At 55.8% G+C, this 17,252-nt stretch carries 13 protein-coding genes; 8 read left to right on the top strand and 5 right to left on the bottom strand.

Translation table 11 applies throughout. The features are described 5' to 3' along the window. Position 1 precedes the first annotated feature (1 nt). Both CGLUCO_RS00345 and CGLUCO_RS00340 read right to left on the bottom strand, forming a co-directional pair. Positions 2–814, bottom strand: a complete 813-nt coding sequence (locus tag CGLUCO_RS00345; protein WP_084036429.1) for a hypothetical protein — start codon at positions 812–814, stop codon at positions 2–4. A 75-nt stretch (positions 815–889) separates the two neighbouring features. Then, positions 890–1,822, bottom strand: coding sequence for an exonuclease domain-containing protein (locus CGLUCO_RS00340; RefSeq protein WP_084036428.1), 933 nt, complete (start codon positions 1,820–1,822; stop codon positions 890–892). 129 nt (positions 1,823–1,951) lie between these two features. Between CGLUCO_RS00340 and CGLUCO_RS00335 the strand changes: the two genes are divergently transcribed. Together CGLUCO_RS00335 and CGLUCO_RS00330 are read left to right on the top strand one after the other, a co-directional pair. Next, on the top strand, positions 1,952–2,386 hold the full coding sequence (locus tag CGLUCO_RS00335) for an FGGY-family carbohydrate kinase (protein WP_084036427.1): 435 nt from the start codon (positions 1,952–1,954) through the stop codon (positions 2,384–2,386). A gap of 111 nt (positions 2,387–2,497) precedes the next feature. Next, positions 2,498–3,784 (top strand): hypothetical protein, encoded by a 1,287-nt coding sequence (locus CGLUCO_RS00330; protein WP_198481450.1) that lies wholly within the window; start codon positions 2,498–2,500, stop codon positions 3,782–3,784. Here CGLUCO_RS00330 and CGLUCO_RS00325 read toward each other — a convergent pair. Together CGLUCO_RS00325 and CGLUCO_RS00320 are read right to left on the bottom strand one after the other, a co-directional pair. After that, positions 3,774–4,175, bottom strand: a complete 402-nt coding sequence (locus CGLUCO_RS00325) for a type II toxin-antitoxin system PemK/MazF family toxin (RefSeq protein WP_159447612.1) — start codon at positions 4,173–4,175, stop codon at positions 3,774–3,776. The genes CGLUCO_RS00330 and CGLUCO_RS00325 overlap by 11 nt on opposite strands. Before the next feature lie 41 nt (positions 4,176–4,216). Then, positions 4,217–4,807, bottom strand: coding sequence for a Panacea domain-containing protein (locus CGLUCO_RS00320; RefSeq protein ID WP_084037191.1), 591 nt, complete (start codon positions 4,805–4,807; stop codon positions 4,217–4,219). A 1,042-nt stretch (positions 4,808–5,849) separates the two neighbouring features. Between CGLUCO_RS00320 and CGLUCO_RS00315 the strand changes: the two genes are divergently transcribed. The 5 genes from CGLUCO_RS00315 to CGLUCO_RS00295 all read left to right on the top strand — a co-directional run bounded on the left by CGLUCO_RS00315 (position 5,850) and on the right by CGLUCO_RS00295 (position 15,955). Then, on the top strand, positions 5,850–9,029 hold the full coding sequence (locus CGLUCO_RS00315; RefSeq protein WP_084037193.1) for an AAA domain-containing protein: 3,180 nt from the start codon (positions 5,850–5,852) through the stop codon (positions 9,027–9,029). A 75-nt stretch (positions 9,030–9,104) separates the two neighbouring features. Then, a complete protein-coding gene (locus CGLUCO_RS00310; protein WP_084037195.1) occupies positions 9,105–10,706 on the top strand; it encodes a type I restriction-modification system subunit M in 1,602 nt (533 codons plus the stop codon). Further along, positions 10,703–11,842, top strand: coding sequence for a restriction endonuclease subunit S (locus CGLUCO_RS00305; protein ID WP_084037197.1), 1,140 nt, complete (start codon positions 10,703–10,705; stop codon positions 11,840–11,842). The genes CGLUCO_RS00310 and CGLUCO_RS00305 overlap by 4 nt, the downstream gene beginning before the upstream one ends. 207 nt (positions 11,843–12,049) lie before the next feature. After that, complete coding sequence (locus CGLUCO_RS00300; protein WP_232621926.1) at positions 12,050–15,625, top strand: DEAD/DEAH box helicase family protein; 3,576 nt, start codon at positions 12,050–12,052, stop codon at positions 15,623–15,625. Between the two features lie 141 nt (positions 15,626–15,766). Continuing rightward, entirely contained in the window at positions 15,767–15,955 is a 189-nt protein-coding gene (locus tag CGLUCO_RS00295; protein ID WP_143336984.1) for a hypothetical protein, read from the top strand. Here CGLUCO_RS00295 and CGLUCO_RS00290 read toward each other — a convergent pair. Continuing rightward, positions 15,952–16,515, bottom strand: coding sequence for a TetR/AcrR family transcriptional regulator (locus CGLUCO_RS00290; protein ID WP_005391438.1), 564 nt, complete (start codon positions 16,513–16,515; stop codon positions 15,952–15,954). The two genes, CGLUCO_RS00295 and CGLUCO_RS00290, sit on opposite strands and share 4 nt — an antisense overlap. A 92-nt stretch (positions 16,516–16,607) precedes the next feature. Between CGLUCO_RS00290 and CGLUCO_RS00285 the strand changes: the two genes are divergently transcribed. Next, on the top strand, positions 16,608–17,249 hold the full coding sequence (locus CGLUCO_RS00285; RefSeq protein WP_005391439.1) for a hypothetical protein: 642 nt from the start codon (positions 16,608–16,610) through the stop codon (positions 17,247–17,249). Positions 17,250–17,252 lie beyond the last annotated feature (3 nt).

Genomic DNA, 17,252 nt, shown 5'->3' with positions numbered 1-17,252 from the left:
GTCACCTCCTCGGGGTTTGTTGCTTCAGGTTTATCAGTTCTTGGCGAGCATAACTCTTTCTGCCAAGAGCGTAATCTATCAGCGCGTCACAGTCACTACGCATCACGGGCCACGAGGTAGGGATAACTTCCCAGAGCTCATCCTTCAACGAATCATCCAGCAAATCCAGCGAATCAATTGCCTCATCCCAACAGTCACTCGGTATCGGCGTGTGGATGCGTGGAATCGTCAGCTTCCCGCCTGGTTCCTGCAGCGCAGCAAGTTGCCATGGTTCCTCCATCGAATCAAACCAAAAACCATGGTCAATGGACCAGATTGAGTTGTCGTTAGCCTTTTCAATCAGGATCTGGACATCGTATTGCGCATTACATACGAGCCACAATGCAATGATTTTTGGAACATGACGGCTATTATCATCATCGGCAATAAAAGGAATGTTGCCCTCGACATAGCTTAGCGAAGCATGGCGCAAAAGCTGAGACCCATACACTTCTGTAGGCAAGGAGTACTCGTCGTATTTGCTCCTAATTCTCGTACCAACCAAGCAATCCGGCACATGAATAATTGCCCAAGGCCTGACGTGCGCCATCATATGTCGACCGATGATTCCGACAGCTACCTCATTAACCACTGCATGCACTTGGTGTGGACTAGTCGGGCTTTTGCACCAATATTTGTTATTGTCGGAAGCAAGCGCCAAGAAAGGTGCAGATCCTGTATCCGCCACAGGTCCAATGACTCTTAAAGTAGGCTCAACGAAAGCATGACCGTGCACAGACATGTTGACTACGTTGTCCTCGTAATCGACCATCATTCCACCTCGGTGCTCGAAGGCTCTCGCTTTTTGTAACGTGGCCACCTCTGCCAGAAAGACTACAGCGCTTACAGCCTAATCGCTGAGCCGGTTGAAGAACTCCTCTTCGCTGATCACCTCAATGGGCGACCCGCTCTCGCGGAGTTTGGTGGCTTTCAGCATTTTGCTCGACCCAGAACAGCCCTCCACCCAGCGTCTAGGATCGAGGATTCCCACCACGAGGAGGGTGGTTTTCCTCGTCAGGCTCTTATCCGCAATGCCACCGATGGCCGACACGAGTTGTTGCACGTCGGTTCGCTTGCCCCTCTTCAGGGTGCCGGTGAACACCACATGTTCTCCCACCAACGCAGGCGATTTACCGTACTGCTCGATGAGCGCCTCCGCGGATACATGATCCGCGCGCACCCTGGGGATTGCTTGCCGGCCACCGCTCCTATGCATGGAGGAGGATCGCACGCCCGTCGGCGGGCACAGTTCCACGAGCTTGTCGTAACCGAACTCTTCCTGCATCCGGGCGAAGATCATGCCCGCAGCCTGCGCATCAAAGCCGGCATGGTGGTGGTCGAGGGGTTCGCTCGGGAAGTAATACCCGAACACCTGGTCGAGGGTTTTCCGCTCGAGCTTATCGGCGAGGATCTTCCGGGCGAGCCGCACGGTGCAGAAACGCCGGTTTTCCAGCGAAGGTACACCGTACAGACTGGCAAGGTCCGACAACACATAGCCATCAAAGGCCATATTGTGGGCGACAATCGGTCTCTCACCGACGAACGAGGCGACATCGTCCGCAACATCCGACCACTGCGGGGCATCGTGCACATCGTCCTGCGTAATGCCATGCACCCACACGTTGACAGGGTTGAAGTAATCGACATCCGGATGAGGATGCAACAGCGTGTAATACGTATCCGCGAGCTTTCCCTCCGCATCAAAGCGGGCCATCCCCACCGCGCAGGCGGAACGACGCTGTTCGTTAGCAGTTTCGAAATCGATAGATACAAATTCTTGCATGCTCGGCCTCCAACACTTTCCTCGATTTTACCCAGAAAAAGGGCCTTCCCGCAGGGGAAAGCCCATGTTGTTCAAGGATTAGAACTCGTCGGCGATGAGCTTCTCAATCGTCCCCACGGAATCGTTCTCGTGGAGGCTTACCAACACGGCCGCGCACGGCGTCAGCCTCCTGCCCTACTTCGATGGGGAGCCACCCCCAACCGACCCGACGCCACCGGCGTTTTCCGGGGGCTGACCACCGACACCACCCGCGAGGACATCGCCCGCGCCACCGTCGAGGGGATCCTCTGCTCCATGCGCGACGCCATGGTCGCCCTGGAAAACGCCACCCAGCAGGAGAAGAAACGCGTGCTCCTCATCGGCGGCGGTGCCAAGAGCAAAGCCATCCGCACCATCGCGCCCGCCATCTTCGGCGTCGACCTTCTCGTGCCCGAACCCGGCGAATACGTCGCCATGGGCGCCGCCCGCCAGGTCCTCCCGCCCGCCTGGGCAACCGCCAGCACCCCGCACCACGACACCGTCGCTCGCTACGAGGAGCGTCGAGATCTCACCGAGGGGTGGTAGGGGCGCGGCCTAGAAAGCTTGCACTCGCTCGTGTATTTCGACGGCTAGCGGTAATAAGGCGAAATTGCTATTTCGATTAACCGGTAACTGTAGTTGAGTAACATCTTGACTATGGTCAAGAAGTTTTCAGAGGCTTTCACATGGCCAGCAGCCCATGCGCTTTCAGCGTACGGCGACCTAGGCCAATGGCAAGCTCTGGCCTCTAATGTCACGGGCAGCGATCGACTCTCAGAGGTAATGGCCGAAGTTAACAGAAGCAGCGCAATCGCGGCTGCTTCTAGCGGCATCTCTCAAGCCCTAGCAGCGATAGGTGCATCGAAGTTCGCAACCGCAGGTATTGATTCAGCTGCAAAAATGATTGCTTCCTACAACCCTGCAGCGCAATCCCTAGCAGAGTTGGGCGCCTCGACATACGCAACCGCAAGTGTGGCTGCGGCTGCAAAAATGATTGCTTCCTACAACCCTGCAGCGCAATCCCTAGCAGAGTTGGGCGCCTCGACATACGCAACCGCAAGTGTGGCTGCGGCTGCAAAAATGATTGCTTCCAACAACCCTGCAGCGCAAGCATTACAGGCCCCTCTTCTAAATGCCTTTCCATCAGCTTCTGTCGTAGCCGAAACTTTGATTGCTGATGCTAATCCAGCTTTTGGAAAGTTCCTTGAACTGCAGCGTTCGTTAATTGAGCCGCCTCGAATCGCTGACCTAACGAGTTGGATCAGGAGAGACAGCGCCACTCCACACCTACCAGACAACATCAAGCAAGCTCTCGAGGAGGTATCACTTAAAGAAATTCGCTCTTTTCTTCTGAGTGAAGGAATCGGCATTTTCGGAGTACCTCGGACATCAATCACGACACGGCTCCTCAAAGCAACCAGCCATTCTTCCCGGCGGGATATTCTTGGAAACAGCGCTAAGCAAATAATTGCCGATTGCAAATCCGCATTAACGGATGAGGTTCAAGAGAAATTCTCTCCCAGCAACTTTGCACTACTTGCAATAGAAGCTGCAGAAGATGGCCATTTTGCACCAGCTCAGGCATTACTAGCGACGACTCTAGACACGTCGATTACAAAACTTATTCCTACATCCGACAAAGCTAAAAAGAAAATTAAAACCAAGAATGAAGAGGACAAGGCGCCCCTCAACTACGAGACCGCCACGGAATTTAGACAAGCACTCGGCTGGCTACCCGTCTGGAACGCGCACCAAGTGTACTGGCCACAAAGAGGAGATAAAATCCCGCTTGAGTTTAGTAGGCACGCAACAATTCACGCAGCTTCGAAGCGCCAATATACCAAACGCAATTTCATTCAAGCATTGCTGGTCACAGTCAGTTTGTGCATTTACGCTACGGAGAGTTTGAGAAATTATTGGGGCGTACTGCCAATTAGAAACTAGATGGAAAGCCACCACCCAAGGATTTCTGCTGCTCGATCTGCATGAACTCCGCGATACCCGTGTAATGCATCATGTTGCTGACTACGTCTCTTAACACAGTGGAAGTAACTCCGTGAATATCGAGGCAATCTTGCAACTCTGATTTGAGCACCGCCTGCCCGTGTGCGATTCGCGCCCAACACTTCTTGGTTACCCCACCATTACCAGCCGAGATCCTGACATCTAAGGGGTGTGACTTGCTTCCTGAGGACAGTGGAAGAACATAGGCGAGCTCCCAATTCTGCTCGTAGTTGAACCTATCTGAGGAAACAACCAGCACAGCCCTCTTTGAGTGGACAGTCCGGTGATCCTCGGGCGGGAACTTAATGAGCGAGTCCTCGATGAAGTACACGCATCCGAATTTCACTGGTTGCAGACGATCCCATGGACTAGTCACGATGCTCTAAACTGTGCCAGCAGTTCCTTGGCTTCACCGTTGTCAAAGACCCAACCGTCCTCTGCAATCGCGGGAGCGGGAACCGGGAAATCCGGAAACGAAGTGTCTACTTCGCTCTTTTTCCGCTCGCGTTGTTCAACCGCATCGATGAAATCACGCCATGCAGAATGGATATCCTCGAAAGGAATGATGATGCCACGCCGGTCCTCCGTGTAATAGGAGCTATACGGTCCAATTCTATGGGTGAAATTGCGCAGATTTGACGCTGTCATATCGCCGAAATCATCCCAGACGATCTCGTAGATCGTTTCAAGATCAGGACCTATCGTCAATCTCTCGGTGTGGGGGCTGAGGGGTTCTTTCCCGTTGCCTTTCAGCGCGCTGTACAGCGATGGAAGAACAGGGCCGTGATTCCATGCTTGGAACGAGGTATCGGCCAAGTTATCTCCACTACGGTAGCCATACAGGCTTTCTGCGAGATAAGCGAGTTTCTGCGCTTTAAGGTTAGAAATCGAAGGAGAGCGCCCTTCATCCAGCTCTCGGCGCACTGCCCATTCGATAAAATCAGCAATGGTTCGATCTGACATCTCGTCCTCCTCTCACACGCTTAAACTAACACATTTAGTGTACCGAGAATTCCCCATCTGCTTAAGATCAATCAATCGAAGTACACACACCTAACGGCTACCTTGAGATTTCATGGTCAAGTTCGAGACGGTGGTGTATCCTCCTTGTCGCGCCGCTTAAACAACTCCGCTAAGGCAAGTAACCAAGCATAACCAGGCACTATCCGCTGCAAATCGGCAAGCTCCTCTGCCGGTGGACCTACTTCTTTTTGGAATTCGCCAAGTAGCCCATCATCGAGTTTCTCAGGTCCGTTCCCACCATTTGCCATGATTTCTTGACTGCTCTATTTGTCATCCCTCGCGGACTCGTACTTCTATCAACCCTGATAGATCGACGCGGTGGGAGATATGTCAAGGATGTCCTCCCCGTCCGCATTGCGCGAAATGCCCTTCCGCTCTGGAGAATCGTCATCGTTCATCCACCAGATCCTTTCGTTACTGGAACCCCGTGTAAAGGTGCCTCATTAGCCTAACCTGCATTATCGGCTGTCCCAACGCTAGCCTTAAAAAACAACTATTAGTTTCCCTTGGACCACCATCATTGTTATCACTCAGGCATCGTCCGAACGCCTCTCACCGTCGATCACTAGCCACACTGTAGCACTGCACTTTCACCTACAAGGGACGTTGAACCGCACACATGGACTTGGCCTCGTCCTCGTTGGTGCCTCGGCTAATGACTAGATTCCCAATTAGGTACTTTCCAAACTTTTTCATACGGATACTACTGAACCGCCCCCGTGCAATGACCTCCACGCCTGGGTCGAACCCTCTAGCTTCACCTGCAACGTTGGTGGCTTTCTTGTAGCTTCGTCCTCCCCCTTAATGGCCGTTGAATCCAAGGACGGATCCTAGACTTAATTCAGAACTCCCACGTGCCACAGTTGGACAGTGCTCGTTGAGCAGCTATTTCTCCCAAGTACCGTTACAATTCCTTATAAGTCGGCAGTTCTAAACGCGTCGCTCAAAGCCTGATCTTTGGACTGGTTTGAAAGGTTCAACCATGGGATTCTTCGATCTTTTTCGGAAACTCTGGAATAGCGCACCCGAGGATGACGCCTCGAGGCCTCATGCAATTCTCCAACCTGAGAAAATCTCTGCACCGAGTAAGCCGCCGGTTCGAATTGATCAAGTCGGCGGCTATTTTCTCCGCTTGCTGCAGCGCAACGAGCTTGTAGAGGTAACTTTCACCGACCCCAGCTTTGTTAAAATCCCGAAGTCGGAACTGAAAACTGCCAAGTTAGACGGTGAGACTACTAGGCAGCTTTTCCGGTTAGGAAATAGGCCGCTGAGTGAGCAGCCAAAGGACCAGCCCCCTCAACCGCTTGACCTCATAATTTCCGCAGTTACATTGTTGAACAGCTCTGGCAAGGGGAAAGGACTTGTTCTTCTAGCAGGCGAGCTCACCCACGAAGGAAAACTAAGTTTTGAACTCGATCCCGGAGTCAATCCTTGGATTCCGTCCGAGCGTTTGAGCACCCCCAATGGGATCGATCATCCTGTTATGGTGGGCAACCTATCTCGGTTTGGAGCTTTCACCGTCGGAGATTATTTCCCACGGTTAGCGCAGCTAGTTAACCCGCTGAAGGAGCTCACGCTGGCAGAGGAAATGTTCACGTACGTGTCAGGGTCTGATCTCAGCGCCTTCAAATCCAAAGTCGAAAAAGATAATCCGGGTTACGCCGTGGACGTGGACCACTATTATGTACTCCCCGCCACGAGGATTGTTGCCAGTCGCGCCATCCAGGATCTCTATTCACACCTAACCAGCGCGGACAAGTCAGCACTTTATACTCGCATGATCCGCGGATGGGAACATTCCAGAATTCACGCCGTAGAGCTTTCTTCACCTGCTGTTTTCTTGAAATCTGCCCAACGATCCTGTGGCAATATGAGTGATGGATTTCCGCTGACACGGTCGCAGCGCACTGCACTTCATGCCACGATCCAAAGTGACGATGGAGAAGTCACCGCTGTCAGTGGTCCACCTGGGACAGGGAAAACGACGCTTCTCCAAGCGGTGGTAGCGAATCTCATCACTCGACATGCAATAGAGGGAATCGCTCCACCCGTGATCGTCGGGACCTCTACCAATAACCAGGCTGTAACAAATATCATTGAATCTTTCGCTTCAGTAACTAAGAGGGATTTTGGCCCCCTTGACCATCGGTGGTTACCTACTGACGGTTCAGATGACGCACCACTCCAGGGACTCGCTGTGTTTTGTCCTTCTCAGGCACGGTTCAAGAGTGCACGGAAGAAATATTTGGTGGAGACAACAGCCAAAGCTCACACCTACTCCGCGTATTCAGACCCTGCATATGTCGCTAAGGCTACGGATTACTACCTAACACGCGCCAGGAGATTCTTCCCCGCAGCAGCAACAGTGACGGAGACCCGAGCACAGCTCCATGCTTCGCTCATTCAAGTCGATCGCATTCGTGTCGCCCTCCTCAACGCTATGACCGAAAGCCCTCACAACGACGTGCATCGGATGCTCCAATTAAATGCTGCGCGGCTGAAGAAGTTTCCGTTCTTTAAGGACGACCAGCGAATAGATGAAATTGCGTCATGCAGCACCCTCGCAGAACTCAATGAGCTACTCGACGTTACCGTCCGCTACGTGGAATTTTGGCTTGCGGTCCACTATTTCGAGGCGGAATGGCTTGAGCTCGGCGAGCGTAAAGGGTTTCTCCATGAAGAAGACCGCTGGAAGAACGACCGTTTGGTGATGAACCAATACTGGGAGCAAGCGCCGTTAATTACACCGTGTTTTGTGATGACGTGCTACCAAGTCCCCAGGTATTTCCGGCTGTTCACTCCTGGTGACTCGCCGAATGATTATGATTCCCGTCGGATAGATTTGCTCATCGTTGACGAGGCTGGCCAGGTTGATAGTCCAGTTGGGTTAGCAAATTTTAGCCTTGCCAAGCGTGCTTTGGTTGTTGGCGATGAAAAGCAGCTCTCGCCTGTGTGGTCCCTCGATGAGGAAACCGATCGTGCTGAAGCTAACGGGTTTGGTATCTCAGATGAGGCTTGGCGCAATCAGCTGAGACCACGAGGTCTTACTGGCTCACACCCTTCGAGTCTCATGAGAGTGGCATCGGCGGTTTCCAAGTACGCTTACGGTAACCCGGGGAAAGAACACAATGGGCTTTTTCTCTCGGAGCACTTTCGCTGCCACCCACAAATCATCGGTTACTGCAACGAATTGCTTTACGACGGTCTGCTAGAGCCCAAGCGTTCACCAGAAGATTCTAAACTTGCCGGCATTTCGGATCCTTTTATCTTCCAGGAAGTGCCGGGTTCCGCGGATTCGAGATCGGGTTCGAGCCGAAAAAACGAAACAGAGGCCGTGTCCATTTCCCGCTGGATCTTGGACAATTTCAACAAGTATTTTGAGATTTACAACGAGCAAGAAGACGATCCCAACAAGAAGGTGCCTGCGGACAAAATCATTGCAGTCGTTACGCCGTTTTCCGCGCAGGCAAGGCTCATCAAGAAAGTCCTCAAGAGAGAGGCACTCATACGAAACGACGGCGACCTACCTGATCAGATCTGGAAGAAAATTACCGTCGGCACCGCACATGTCTTGCAAGGTGCGGAACGGCCCATTGTCTTGTTTTCCCCCACTTATGGCGAGAACAGCCCCCGATCAAGCTTCATTGATTCCAACCTAGAACTCATTAACGTCGCGGTCTCTCGGGCTAAAGACATGCTTATGGTTTTCGGTGCGATTAATCGGTGGGATACCGGCGCTGCGTTCGAAGTCATGTCGAAGTACGCCACAAGACAATCCGAATTACCTGATGTGCAAGAGCCCTCGCTCGTGCCCGAAGTTGAGGAAGATTCAGTCGACGTTGAGCCTCCCACAGCGCCGGAGGTTGTTAACCCGCCTGTCCCACCAATCTCAGTATCCACATTGATCAAACGTTGGCGGGAAGAAGGCGTTCTTACAGCCACAGATAGTTCACTCACCGCCAAGGATTTAAACAAACGTCTCCATGTCGCAGGCATACTCGCTGGAAAACCCGGGGCCTGGGTCCCAACTGCAGTAGGCAAGTCCGTGGGAGTAGTTGAAGATCCCGGAGTGGACAAATACGGGCGCCACTACGTTGCAATCAAATACACGGAAGGAGCTCAGGAACTCCTGAAGAACCTCTACTTGCGAGGAGAACTCTAGCCACCGCGCGCACGCACCTCCGAAGTTCCTCCCTCTCATCGAACACCTTATCTCCCCCTCCGCTACTCTTAAATCATGATCACGGGCTCCTTGAAAAATCAGGTGGACAGAATTTGGGACACCTTCTGGGCGGGCGGCATCGCCAACCCAATTACGGTGGTGGAACAGTTCACCTACCTGCTGTTTCTCAAACATCTGGATAAGCAGCAGGACGAGATTGAGAAGTGGCGCGCTCTCGGTCAGGACCGCGAGGATATCTTCCCTGCAGAAGCAACCGAAGCCGGTGTGCCACTTCGCTGGCGCGACCTGTTAGCCCTCAAGGATAAGAAGCGCGTGGAGGCCTTCGAGGAGCATGTTTTCCCCTTCCTCACCGCTCAGGAGGATTACCCCTACAAGAGTCCCTTTGGTAATTTCCTCAAGCGTGCCCAGTTCCAGATCGATAATCCTGCCACCCTGGCGAGCGTTATGCAGCGTATCGACGATCTTGAGTTCACCAACAAGGACATGCTCGGCGATCTGTACGAGTACGTGCTCTCCAAGCTGGCAACCCAGGGCACAAACGGCCAGTTCCGCACGCCCACGCACATCATCGATCTCATGGTGAAGCTCATCCAGCCGAAGCCAACGGAGAAAATCATCGATCCTGCCGCCGGTACCGCGGGCTTTCTCGTGGGTGCCAACGAGTGGATCAAGGATCACCACAAGTCCGATCTCCGCGATGAGCGCGTCCGTAACAAGTTCAAAGAAGAGGGCCTCACCGGCCACGATTCGGATGCCACCATGGTGCGTCTCGCGGCGATGAACCTCTTCCTGCACGGCTTTGATAACCCGAACATTTCCTACCAGGATTCCCTGCAGCCCCTGGAAAGCACCCCTACCGGCATTTTCGACGTTGTCCTTGCCAACCCACCGTTCTCCGGCAGCGTCGATGCCAACTCCATCGACCAGGAGCTCACCACCCTTTTCACTACCAAGAAAACGGAGCTGCTCTTCGTCGCCCGCTTCCTCACGCTCCTTCGCCTCGGCGGTCGCGCCGCCGTTATCGTCCCGGAGGGCGTGCTGTTCAGCAGCACCAAGGCGCACAAGGCGTTGCGGAAGGAGCTTGTTGATCACCAGCAGCTCGATGCGGTGATCAAGCTTCCTTCCGGCACGTTCAAGCCCTACTCCGGCGTGTCCACCGCCATCCTGTGTTTCACCCGCGCCGACGATGCCGCGACGGATTCCGTCTGGTTCTACGAGGTGCGCGCCGATGGGTATTCCCTCGACGATAAACGCACCCCTCTCCTGGACGAGAATCTCCTCGGCCCCTCCCCCACGGTCCGTCCCAAGGACCCCACTGTGGTCAATGACTCCCCCGATCCTGCCCAGCTTTCCGACGATCAGTTGCTAAAGAACAATCTTCCCGACGTCGCGGCTCGCTTCCCTCACCGCCACGACACGAAGAAGGACCGCGCACGTACCGAGCAGTCCTTCACCGTCCCCGCCGACGAGATCCGCGACAACGATTACGACCTCTCCATGAACCGCTACAAAGAGATCGTCCTCGACCAGGAAGACACCCGCGACCCCCTCGACATCCTCAAGGAGATCAAGCAACTCGACCAACAAATCACCAAAGGACTAACAGAACTCGAAAACATGCTCACCACCGACACGCAAGGAGGTGACAACAAATGACAAAGACCAATTGGCCGATGGTCAAACTAGGCGACGTAGCTTCCTTCAATAACGGTTTTGCGTTCAAACCAACAGATTGGAGCGAAAGTGGCCGACCTATAATCCGGATTCAAAACCTGACGGATCCATCAAAGTCTTACAATTTCACTCATCGTGTTGTGCCGGAAAAATATCAGGTTACTCATGGGGATTTATTGGTGTCATGGTCAGCCAGTCTCGGGGTTTTTCGCTGGAAAGGTGAAGATGCTCTGGTCAATCAACATATTTTCAAAGTGAATCCCAAGGGAAATATAGATTCCTCATTTTTTGAATTTGCTCTTATTTTCGCTCTGCAGCGTATGCAAAAGTATCTTCATGGATCGACCATGAGACACATCAATCGTAAAGAGTTTCTGAGTACTACGATTCCTCTCCCCCCGCTCGAGGAGCAACGGAGGATCGCAGGACTGCTAAATAAGGCAGTAACCAATCTAGATAATTCAAGGAAATCCTTAAAGGCTCTGAACACATTTCTCCCAAACCTTTTCGAGAGCAGCTTTAATCGTGGGAACCGAACAATAACGTCTATTGGAAGCTACCTCGCACAAACTCAGTACGGGACAAGTGCCAAAGCCGGAGAATCAGGGACCTTTCCGATTTTACGGATGGGGAATATTACATTCGAAGGTCAAATAGACTTTTCCGATTTGAAATTCATAGATCTAGATCCGTCCGAATTTGTGAAATACACTCTCAAGACTGGTGACATTCTTTTTAACCGTACTAATAGTAAAGATCTTGTAGGAAAGACTGCTGTTTATTACGGAGAAGAAGGTAGCTTTGCTTATGCTGGTTATCTCGTTCGATGCCGTGCCAACAGTAATTCCACACCGGAATACATTTCGGGATACTTGAATTCACCTACTGGAAAAGCTGTCCTGCGGAATGCAGCAAAGTCCATTGTCGGTATGGCAAATATTAACGCTAAGGAGCTACAGAGACTCCCGATTCCTGAGGCAGATCCCGTTGAACAGCGCCAATGGGCTGAATTTGAACAGGAAATTCACAATTTATCCGGCAAGCTAAAGAAGCAAGTCACCCTCCACCACGAATTGTATGAATCTCTATCCGCCCGCGCCTTCACAGGAGAGCTCTAGCCCCGCTTTCGTCACCCCCACCGGTGGAATGTTGCATACGGCCACCTCAACTGTCACCCACCGCAACGTCTCCGAAAACCGAAAGGGGAGACGTCGACAAGCGAAGGCGTGCGAAAACGCGTTCGTAAGTGGGCCCGCGAGGGGGATTACCCCGGGTAATGTACGTAGAAGATCCGTCAATGTTGAAATGACCGCATGGAGAACCGCATGAGTGCCACAATCGCCCACACGAACTTCGCCTTCGCCGTGGAAGCGTTCGGCGAGCTCGGCGTGGACGCGATCCGGGTGGAGCGCAACGCGCTGGGCAACCCGGCGATGGCAACAATGTTCGCGCGCCCCATCCTCGAACGCCTGGTCAGGCACATCTGGCGGCTCCGCAAGATCGGCGATTTCCACGGCAGAAAACTCATCGACCTGCTCACCGATCCTCGGTTTGAGGCGTATACCACCGAGCAGATACGCGCCAAACTGCACGCCATACGCCTCGCCGGAAATGATGCCTCCCACGGGGCCAGGCGCATCACCCCGGAGCAGGCGGTGCGCGTTACCCAACAGCTTTTCGACGTCCTCGCCTGGGCCGTCGCCACACACTCCCCGCACCCTGAACTCCAGCCAACCACACCATTCAACAACGACTACCTGCGCCCACCAGCGGGCACACCCGCGCCCAAGCGCGCCTCCGATGCGGAGGTGAAGAAGCTCGCGGAGGAACTTGCCGGCAAGGACCGAGAGCTGGAGGGGAAAGCCAAGGAGCTCGCGGAGCAAGCGCTGCTGCTGAGCAAGGCAGAGCAGGAAAAGCAGGACCAGGCGGAGGCGCACGCCCGCGAGCGCGCACGATTTGAAGCCAAGGCCAAGTCCGCCGAGGAACAGGCGGCGCTGACCAAGAAGCTGGAGGAGGAGATCGCCAAGCTCCGCGAGGAGCTGGTTGCCCAGCAGGCGAGGCTCGCCGTGCCACAGAAGCAGGTGCTGCCGCCCACCGTCAGCGAGGCGCAGACCCGCAAGGACCTCATCGATCCGCAGCTGGAGCGCGCGGGGTTCGCGTTCGGTTCCAGCATCCTCGTGGAATACCCCGTCACGGGGATGCCACTGTCCGCAGAAAACCACACCGGCCAGGGGTACGTGGACTACGTTCTCGTGGGGCCGGACGGACGCAAGCTCGCTCTGGTGGAGGCGAAGAAATCCGCGCAGAGCATGAACGCCGGGGCGGAGCAGGCGCGGCTGTACGCCGATTGCCTCGAGCGCGAAACCGGGCTTCACCCCGTCATTTTCCTCACCAACGGCTACCACATCCAGCTCGTCGACGATGCCGCGAGCCTCCCGGGCACGGGACGCGGCTATGGTGCACGCGAAGTGGAGGGTTTCCCCACCGCCGATCAGCTGCGCACCATGATTGCCCGGCGCGCTGGCCGCTTGCCACTAGCTAGCGAGCCCGTCGACGCAAAGATCGCTGGACGCGATTACCAGCTGGAAATGATCAGGAACGTCACCGAGGCCTTCGACTCCGAGGGCCGCAGACGGGCTCTTCTGGTGATGGCCACGGGCACAGGTAAGACCCGTGTGGCGATGGCGCTGGCCAAGCTGCTGCGCGGCGCCCAGTGGGTAGGCCGGGTGCTGTTCCTCGCCGACCGGAAGGCGCTGGTTGCCCAGGCGTGTGACGCGTTCAAGATCAGTTACCCCGAGTGCGCGCCGGTCAACCTTCTGGAAGACGCAGACGAGGTGGGCGAGGTGTACTTCTCTACCTACCAGACGATGATGGGACTCATCAGCGACGACGGGACATCGGAGGCGAAGTTCCGCCCCTTCGACTTTGACCTCATCATCATCGACGAGGCCCACCGCTCCATCTACTACCGGTTCCGACGCATCCTCGAGTACTTCGATTCCTACGTGGTAGGACTCACCGCCACGCCGAAGGCCGATATCCACCACGACACATTCGCCCTGTTCCACATCGATGGCAGGGAGCCCACCGGCAACTACTCCCTCGAAGCGGCCATCAAGGACGGGTACCTCGTCCCGCCGGTCCCGTTCAAGCAAGACTCCCTCTTCCTGCGAGCCGGAGTGAGCTACGACGACCTCTCCCCTGAACAAAAGGTGGCCTGGGACAACCAGGATTGGGGTACCGACGAAGACGGAGACGCGCTGCCGCCGCCCGATGGCGTCTCCCCCGGCGAGATCAACCGGATCCTCTACAACCGCGACACCATCCGTAAGGTAGTGGGCAACCTCATCGAATGTGGCCACAAGGTTGACGGCGACAGGTTGGGTAAGACGATCATCTTCGCTCGCACCCAGCACCACGCCGATCTCATACTCGAAGAGATCAACAAGCACTTTCCGGCCTTTGGCGGCGACGGCGCCGCAGTGATCACGCACTCCACACGGTATGCGGAAGCGGCCATCAAACGATTCAAGAAGATCGACGGCGATCTCCGCATCGCGATCAGCGTGGACATGCTCGACACCGGCATCGACGTGCCCGAGGTGGTCAACCTCGTGTTTTTCAAACCCGTGTACTCCCCCACCAAGTTCTGGCAGATGGTCGGCCGCGGCACCAGGCTCTGCCCGAACCTCTTCGGCCCGGGGCGCGACAAGGAAAACTTCTACATCTTTGACTACTGCGGCAACGTGGAGATGTTCAGTGGCAAACCCGTCACCGATCCTGCTGGCACCCGCCAGGCGACGCTCTCCGAACGGTTGTTTGTGGCTCGCGCGCAGCTCATTAGGCTTCTCGACGAATCGGACTCTTTATCTGCGCATTCTCAGTTGCGCGACGGCCTTGCCACTAAGCTCCACGAGCTTGTGCGCAGCGTCCCCGAGGGCCACGTACTGGTGCGTCCGAGCGACAGGCCCGTCATCCACTCCTATTACTCGGATTCAGCGTGGGATCATCTTTCCGCCGACGACGTCACCCAACTTGCCGAGCACGTCGCCCATCTGCCGTTTACCGCCACCGTGAAAGAAAAACCCTCCGCCAAGCAGATCGACCTCCTCGTGTTGCAGCTACAGCTCGCACTCCTTGAAGAAGATGCCTCCTTTGCGGGGAACAAGCAGAAGCTCTCCACCACCGCCGGCGACTTGCTCGCCGTGGACCTCACCCCCGTGCAAAAGCACGCCACTGTACTTGAACAGGTGGCAGACCCCGCGTGGTGGGACGGCATCACCCTCGAAGACCTCGACATCGCCCGCGTAGTCATCCGCGAGCTCGCGGAATTCATACCCAAGGGCGAACGCAACTTTGTGGACATCGATTTTGAAGACACCTTCGGTGAGCTCGAGCAAACCGAGCTCAGCCCCGTCCACGCTTCCACCTTCATCGGCGAATCCCGCGCCGAGGCCCGGCTCAAGGAATTCCTCGCCAGCCACGCCCAGTCCACAGCCATGCAGAAACTACGCACCGCCAGGCCACTGACCGCCGAAGACATGAAAGCACTGGAAATGCTGCTCGCCGAAGCAGGCGAAGAAACCGTAGAGCAGGTGCGCAGGAGCATCCCCGGCAGCGACAACCTGGGGCTCTTCATCCGCCGCCTGGTGGGACTTGACGCCGAAGCAGTTCGCGCAGAATTCGCGGGCTTCCTCGATGGAACTAACCTCACCGCCAACCAAATCGGCTTCATGCGCGAACTCGTCAGCCACATCGTGGAACAGGGTAGCGTCCACATTGGGGACTTGAGCGCCCCACCACTGGACGCCTACTCCGTCCTCGATCTCTTCGAGCCCGCCCAGATCATCGAGATCCACACGCACATTGATCGGATAAACGCGACGGCGGAGGTGAGCTAGCTTTCTTAGAGTAGTCCAGGTTTGTAGGCCTTGTAAGGTACACCGGCTCACTCTGAGTCCTTGGTTTCTGCCCAAAACGGAACATACCTCAGAGAGCGAACCCCAACCTTAGAATCAAAAACGCCATCATCACCGATATTCGTGAGGATTTCGCGGTGGCCGAGGGAGACGTCGACAAGCTACCAAGGGGGGCACGGGTGGGCGTGCGGGATCTACGACCGGCGCACCGACCGCTTAGAGGAGATGACACCTCAGGAGCTCCTAGCCCGGCGCGCCTCGGTGCCAACACTTGAGAAGGCGGCCATTATCGCGCGGGCGCTGCGCAGCTAGCGCTCGTTTTCCCAGCAGTAGAGGAGGCGCTGGACCAGCCGGTCGCGGACGGTGGGGTCGAGGCTTGAAAGGGAGCGGCTCATGGGGCGGCACACCACCACGAGCTCGGCGGCGAGCTTATCGGAGCCAAGGCCCGGGGGGACGAGCCCGGCACGCTCGGCCTGGGTGAGGAAACCGTTCATGAGCTCGATGAGCTCCTCACGCTTGGCGGAGACACCGGCGGGGATGAGCGCCGGATCCTCGGGGGCGAGGACGGTGACAAGCGTGCCGATGCCGTCGTTGACCAGGCCCCAGACAAAGTCCAACCACTTTCCGCGGGGGTCCGCGTCGAATTCGCGGGAGAGTCGAAGGATGCGTTCGCGGAGGCCGTCGAGAAGATAGTAACCGCAGGCTACGTCGAGATCGTGGCGGGTGGGGAAGTTGCGGTAGAGGGTGGCGATGCCCACGCCCGCGCGGCACGCGATGTCATCGAGGGTGATTTCACCTGCGGGGACATGACGAAAGACGTCGCAGGCTGCGTCGATGATGGCCTGGCGCCGTCTCGCAGCGTCTGCTCGCATGAACTATCCTTCCTACTTGACAAGTCTTTGGGACAGGCGTAACTATAGTACAACCGTAAGTGATAGTGGAATCTCCGGTTAGAGGAGTAAGAATGGACGAAGCTGTAATTTCAGCACGTGATTTGCAGGTGGCCGACGACCGCCCGCCCATCACCATGGATGTCACCGAGGGCCTCACCCTCCTCATCCAGGGGCGAGAGTCCCATGCCACCGAGTTGAGTCTCATCCTCGGTGGCCGCGTCCGGCCCCGCGCGGGAAGCGTGGCGTTAGGCGGAGAAACCCTCGGGCCCAGGAAACTGTTCAAGCGCGTGGCGCTCGCCGGCGCCCCGGAGATTGACACCCTGGAACGCGCAACCAGTGCGAAGGAGACCATCAGGGAACAAATAGCGTGGGCGCAACCGTGGTACAAGCCGACACCTAAGGACCCGATGAGCCACGCGCTCGCCGAGCCGTGGCTTGAGCCACTGGCGCTCGACATCGACCCAAAAACCGCGATTGGCAACCTGCGGGTTATTGACCGAATCCGCGTGCGCGTGCTGTGCGCGCTTATTGCGAGACCCGACGCCGACCTGCTCATCGTGGACGACATCGACCAGCTCCGCGCCGTCGACCTGCGCGACGAGCTTTTAACAAACCTCAAGGCCGTGGCGGAGAAACTCCCCGTCATCGCCTCGTCGGTCAACCCCGACGCCTATCACATTGCAGATACCATCATCGACCTGAGGGAGCGATAAAAA

Origin of the sequence: Corynebacterium glucuronolyticum DSM 44120, from assembly GCF_030440595.1 — a bacterium.
Lineage (GTDB): Bacteria > Actinomycetota > Actinomycetes > Mycobacteriales > Mycobacteriaceae > Corynebacterium > Corynebacterium glucuronolyticum.
The sequence above is the reverse complement of the archived record's forward strand: the minus strand, read 5'-3'. Positions and strand labels throughout refer to the sequence as shown.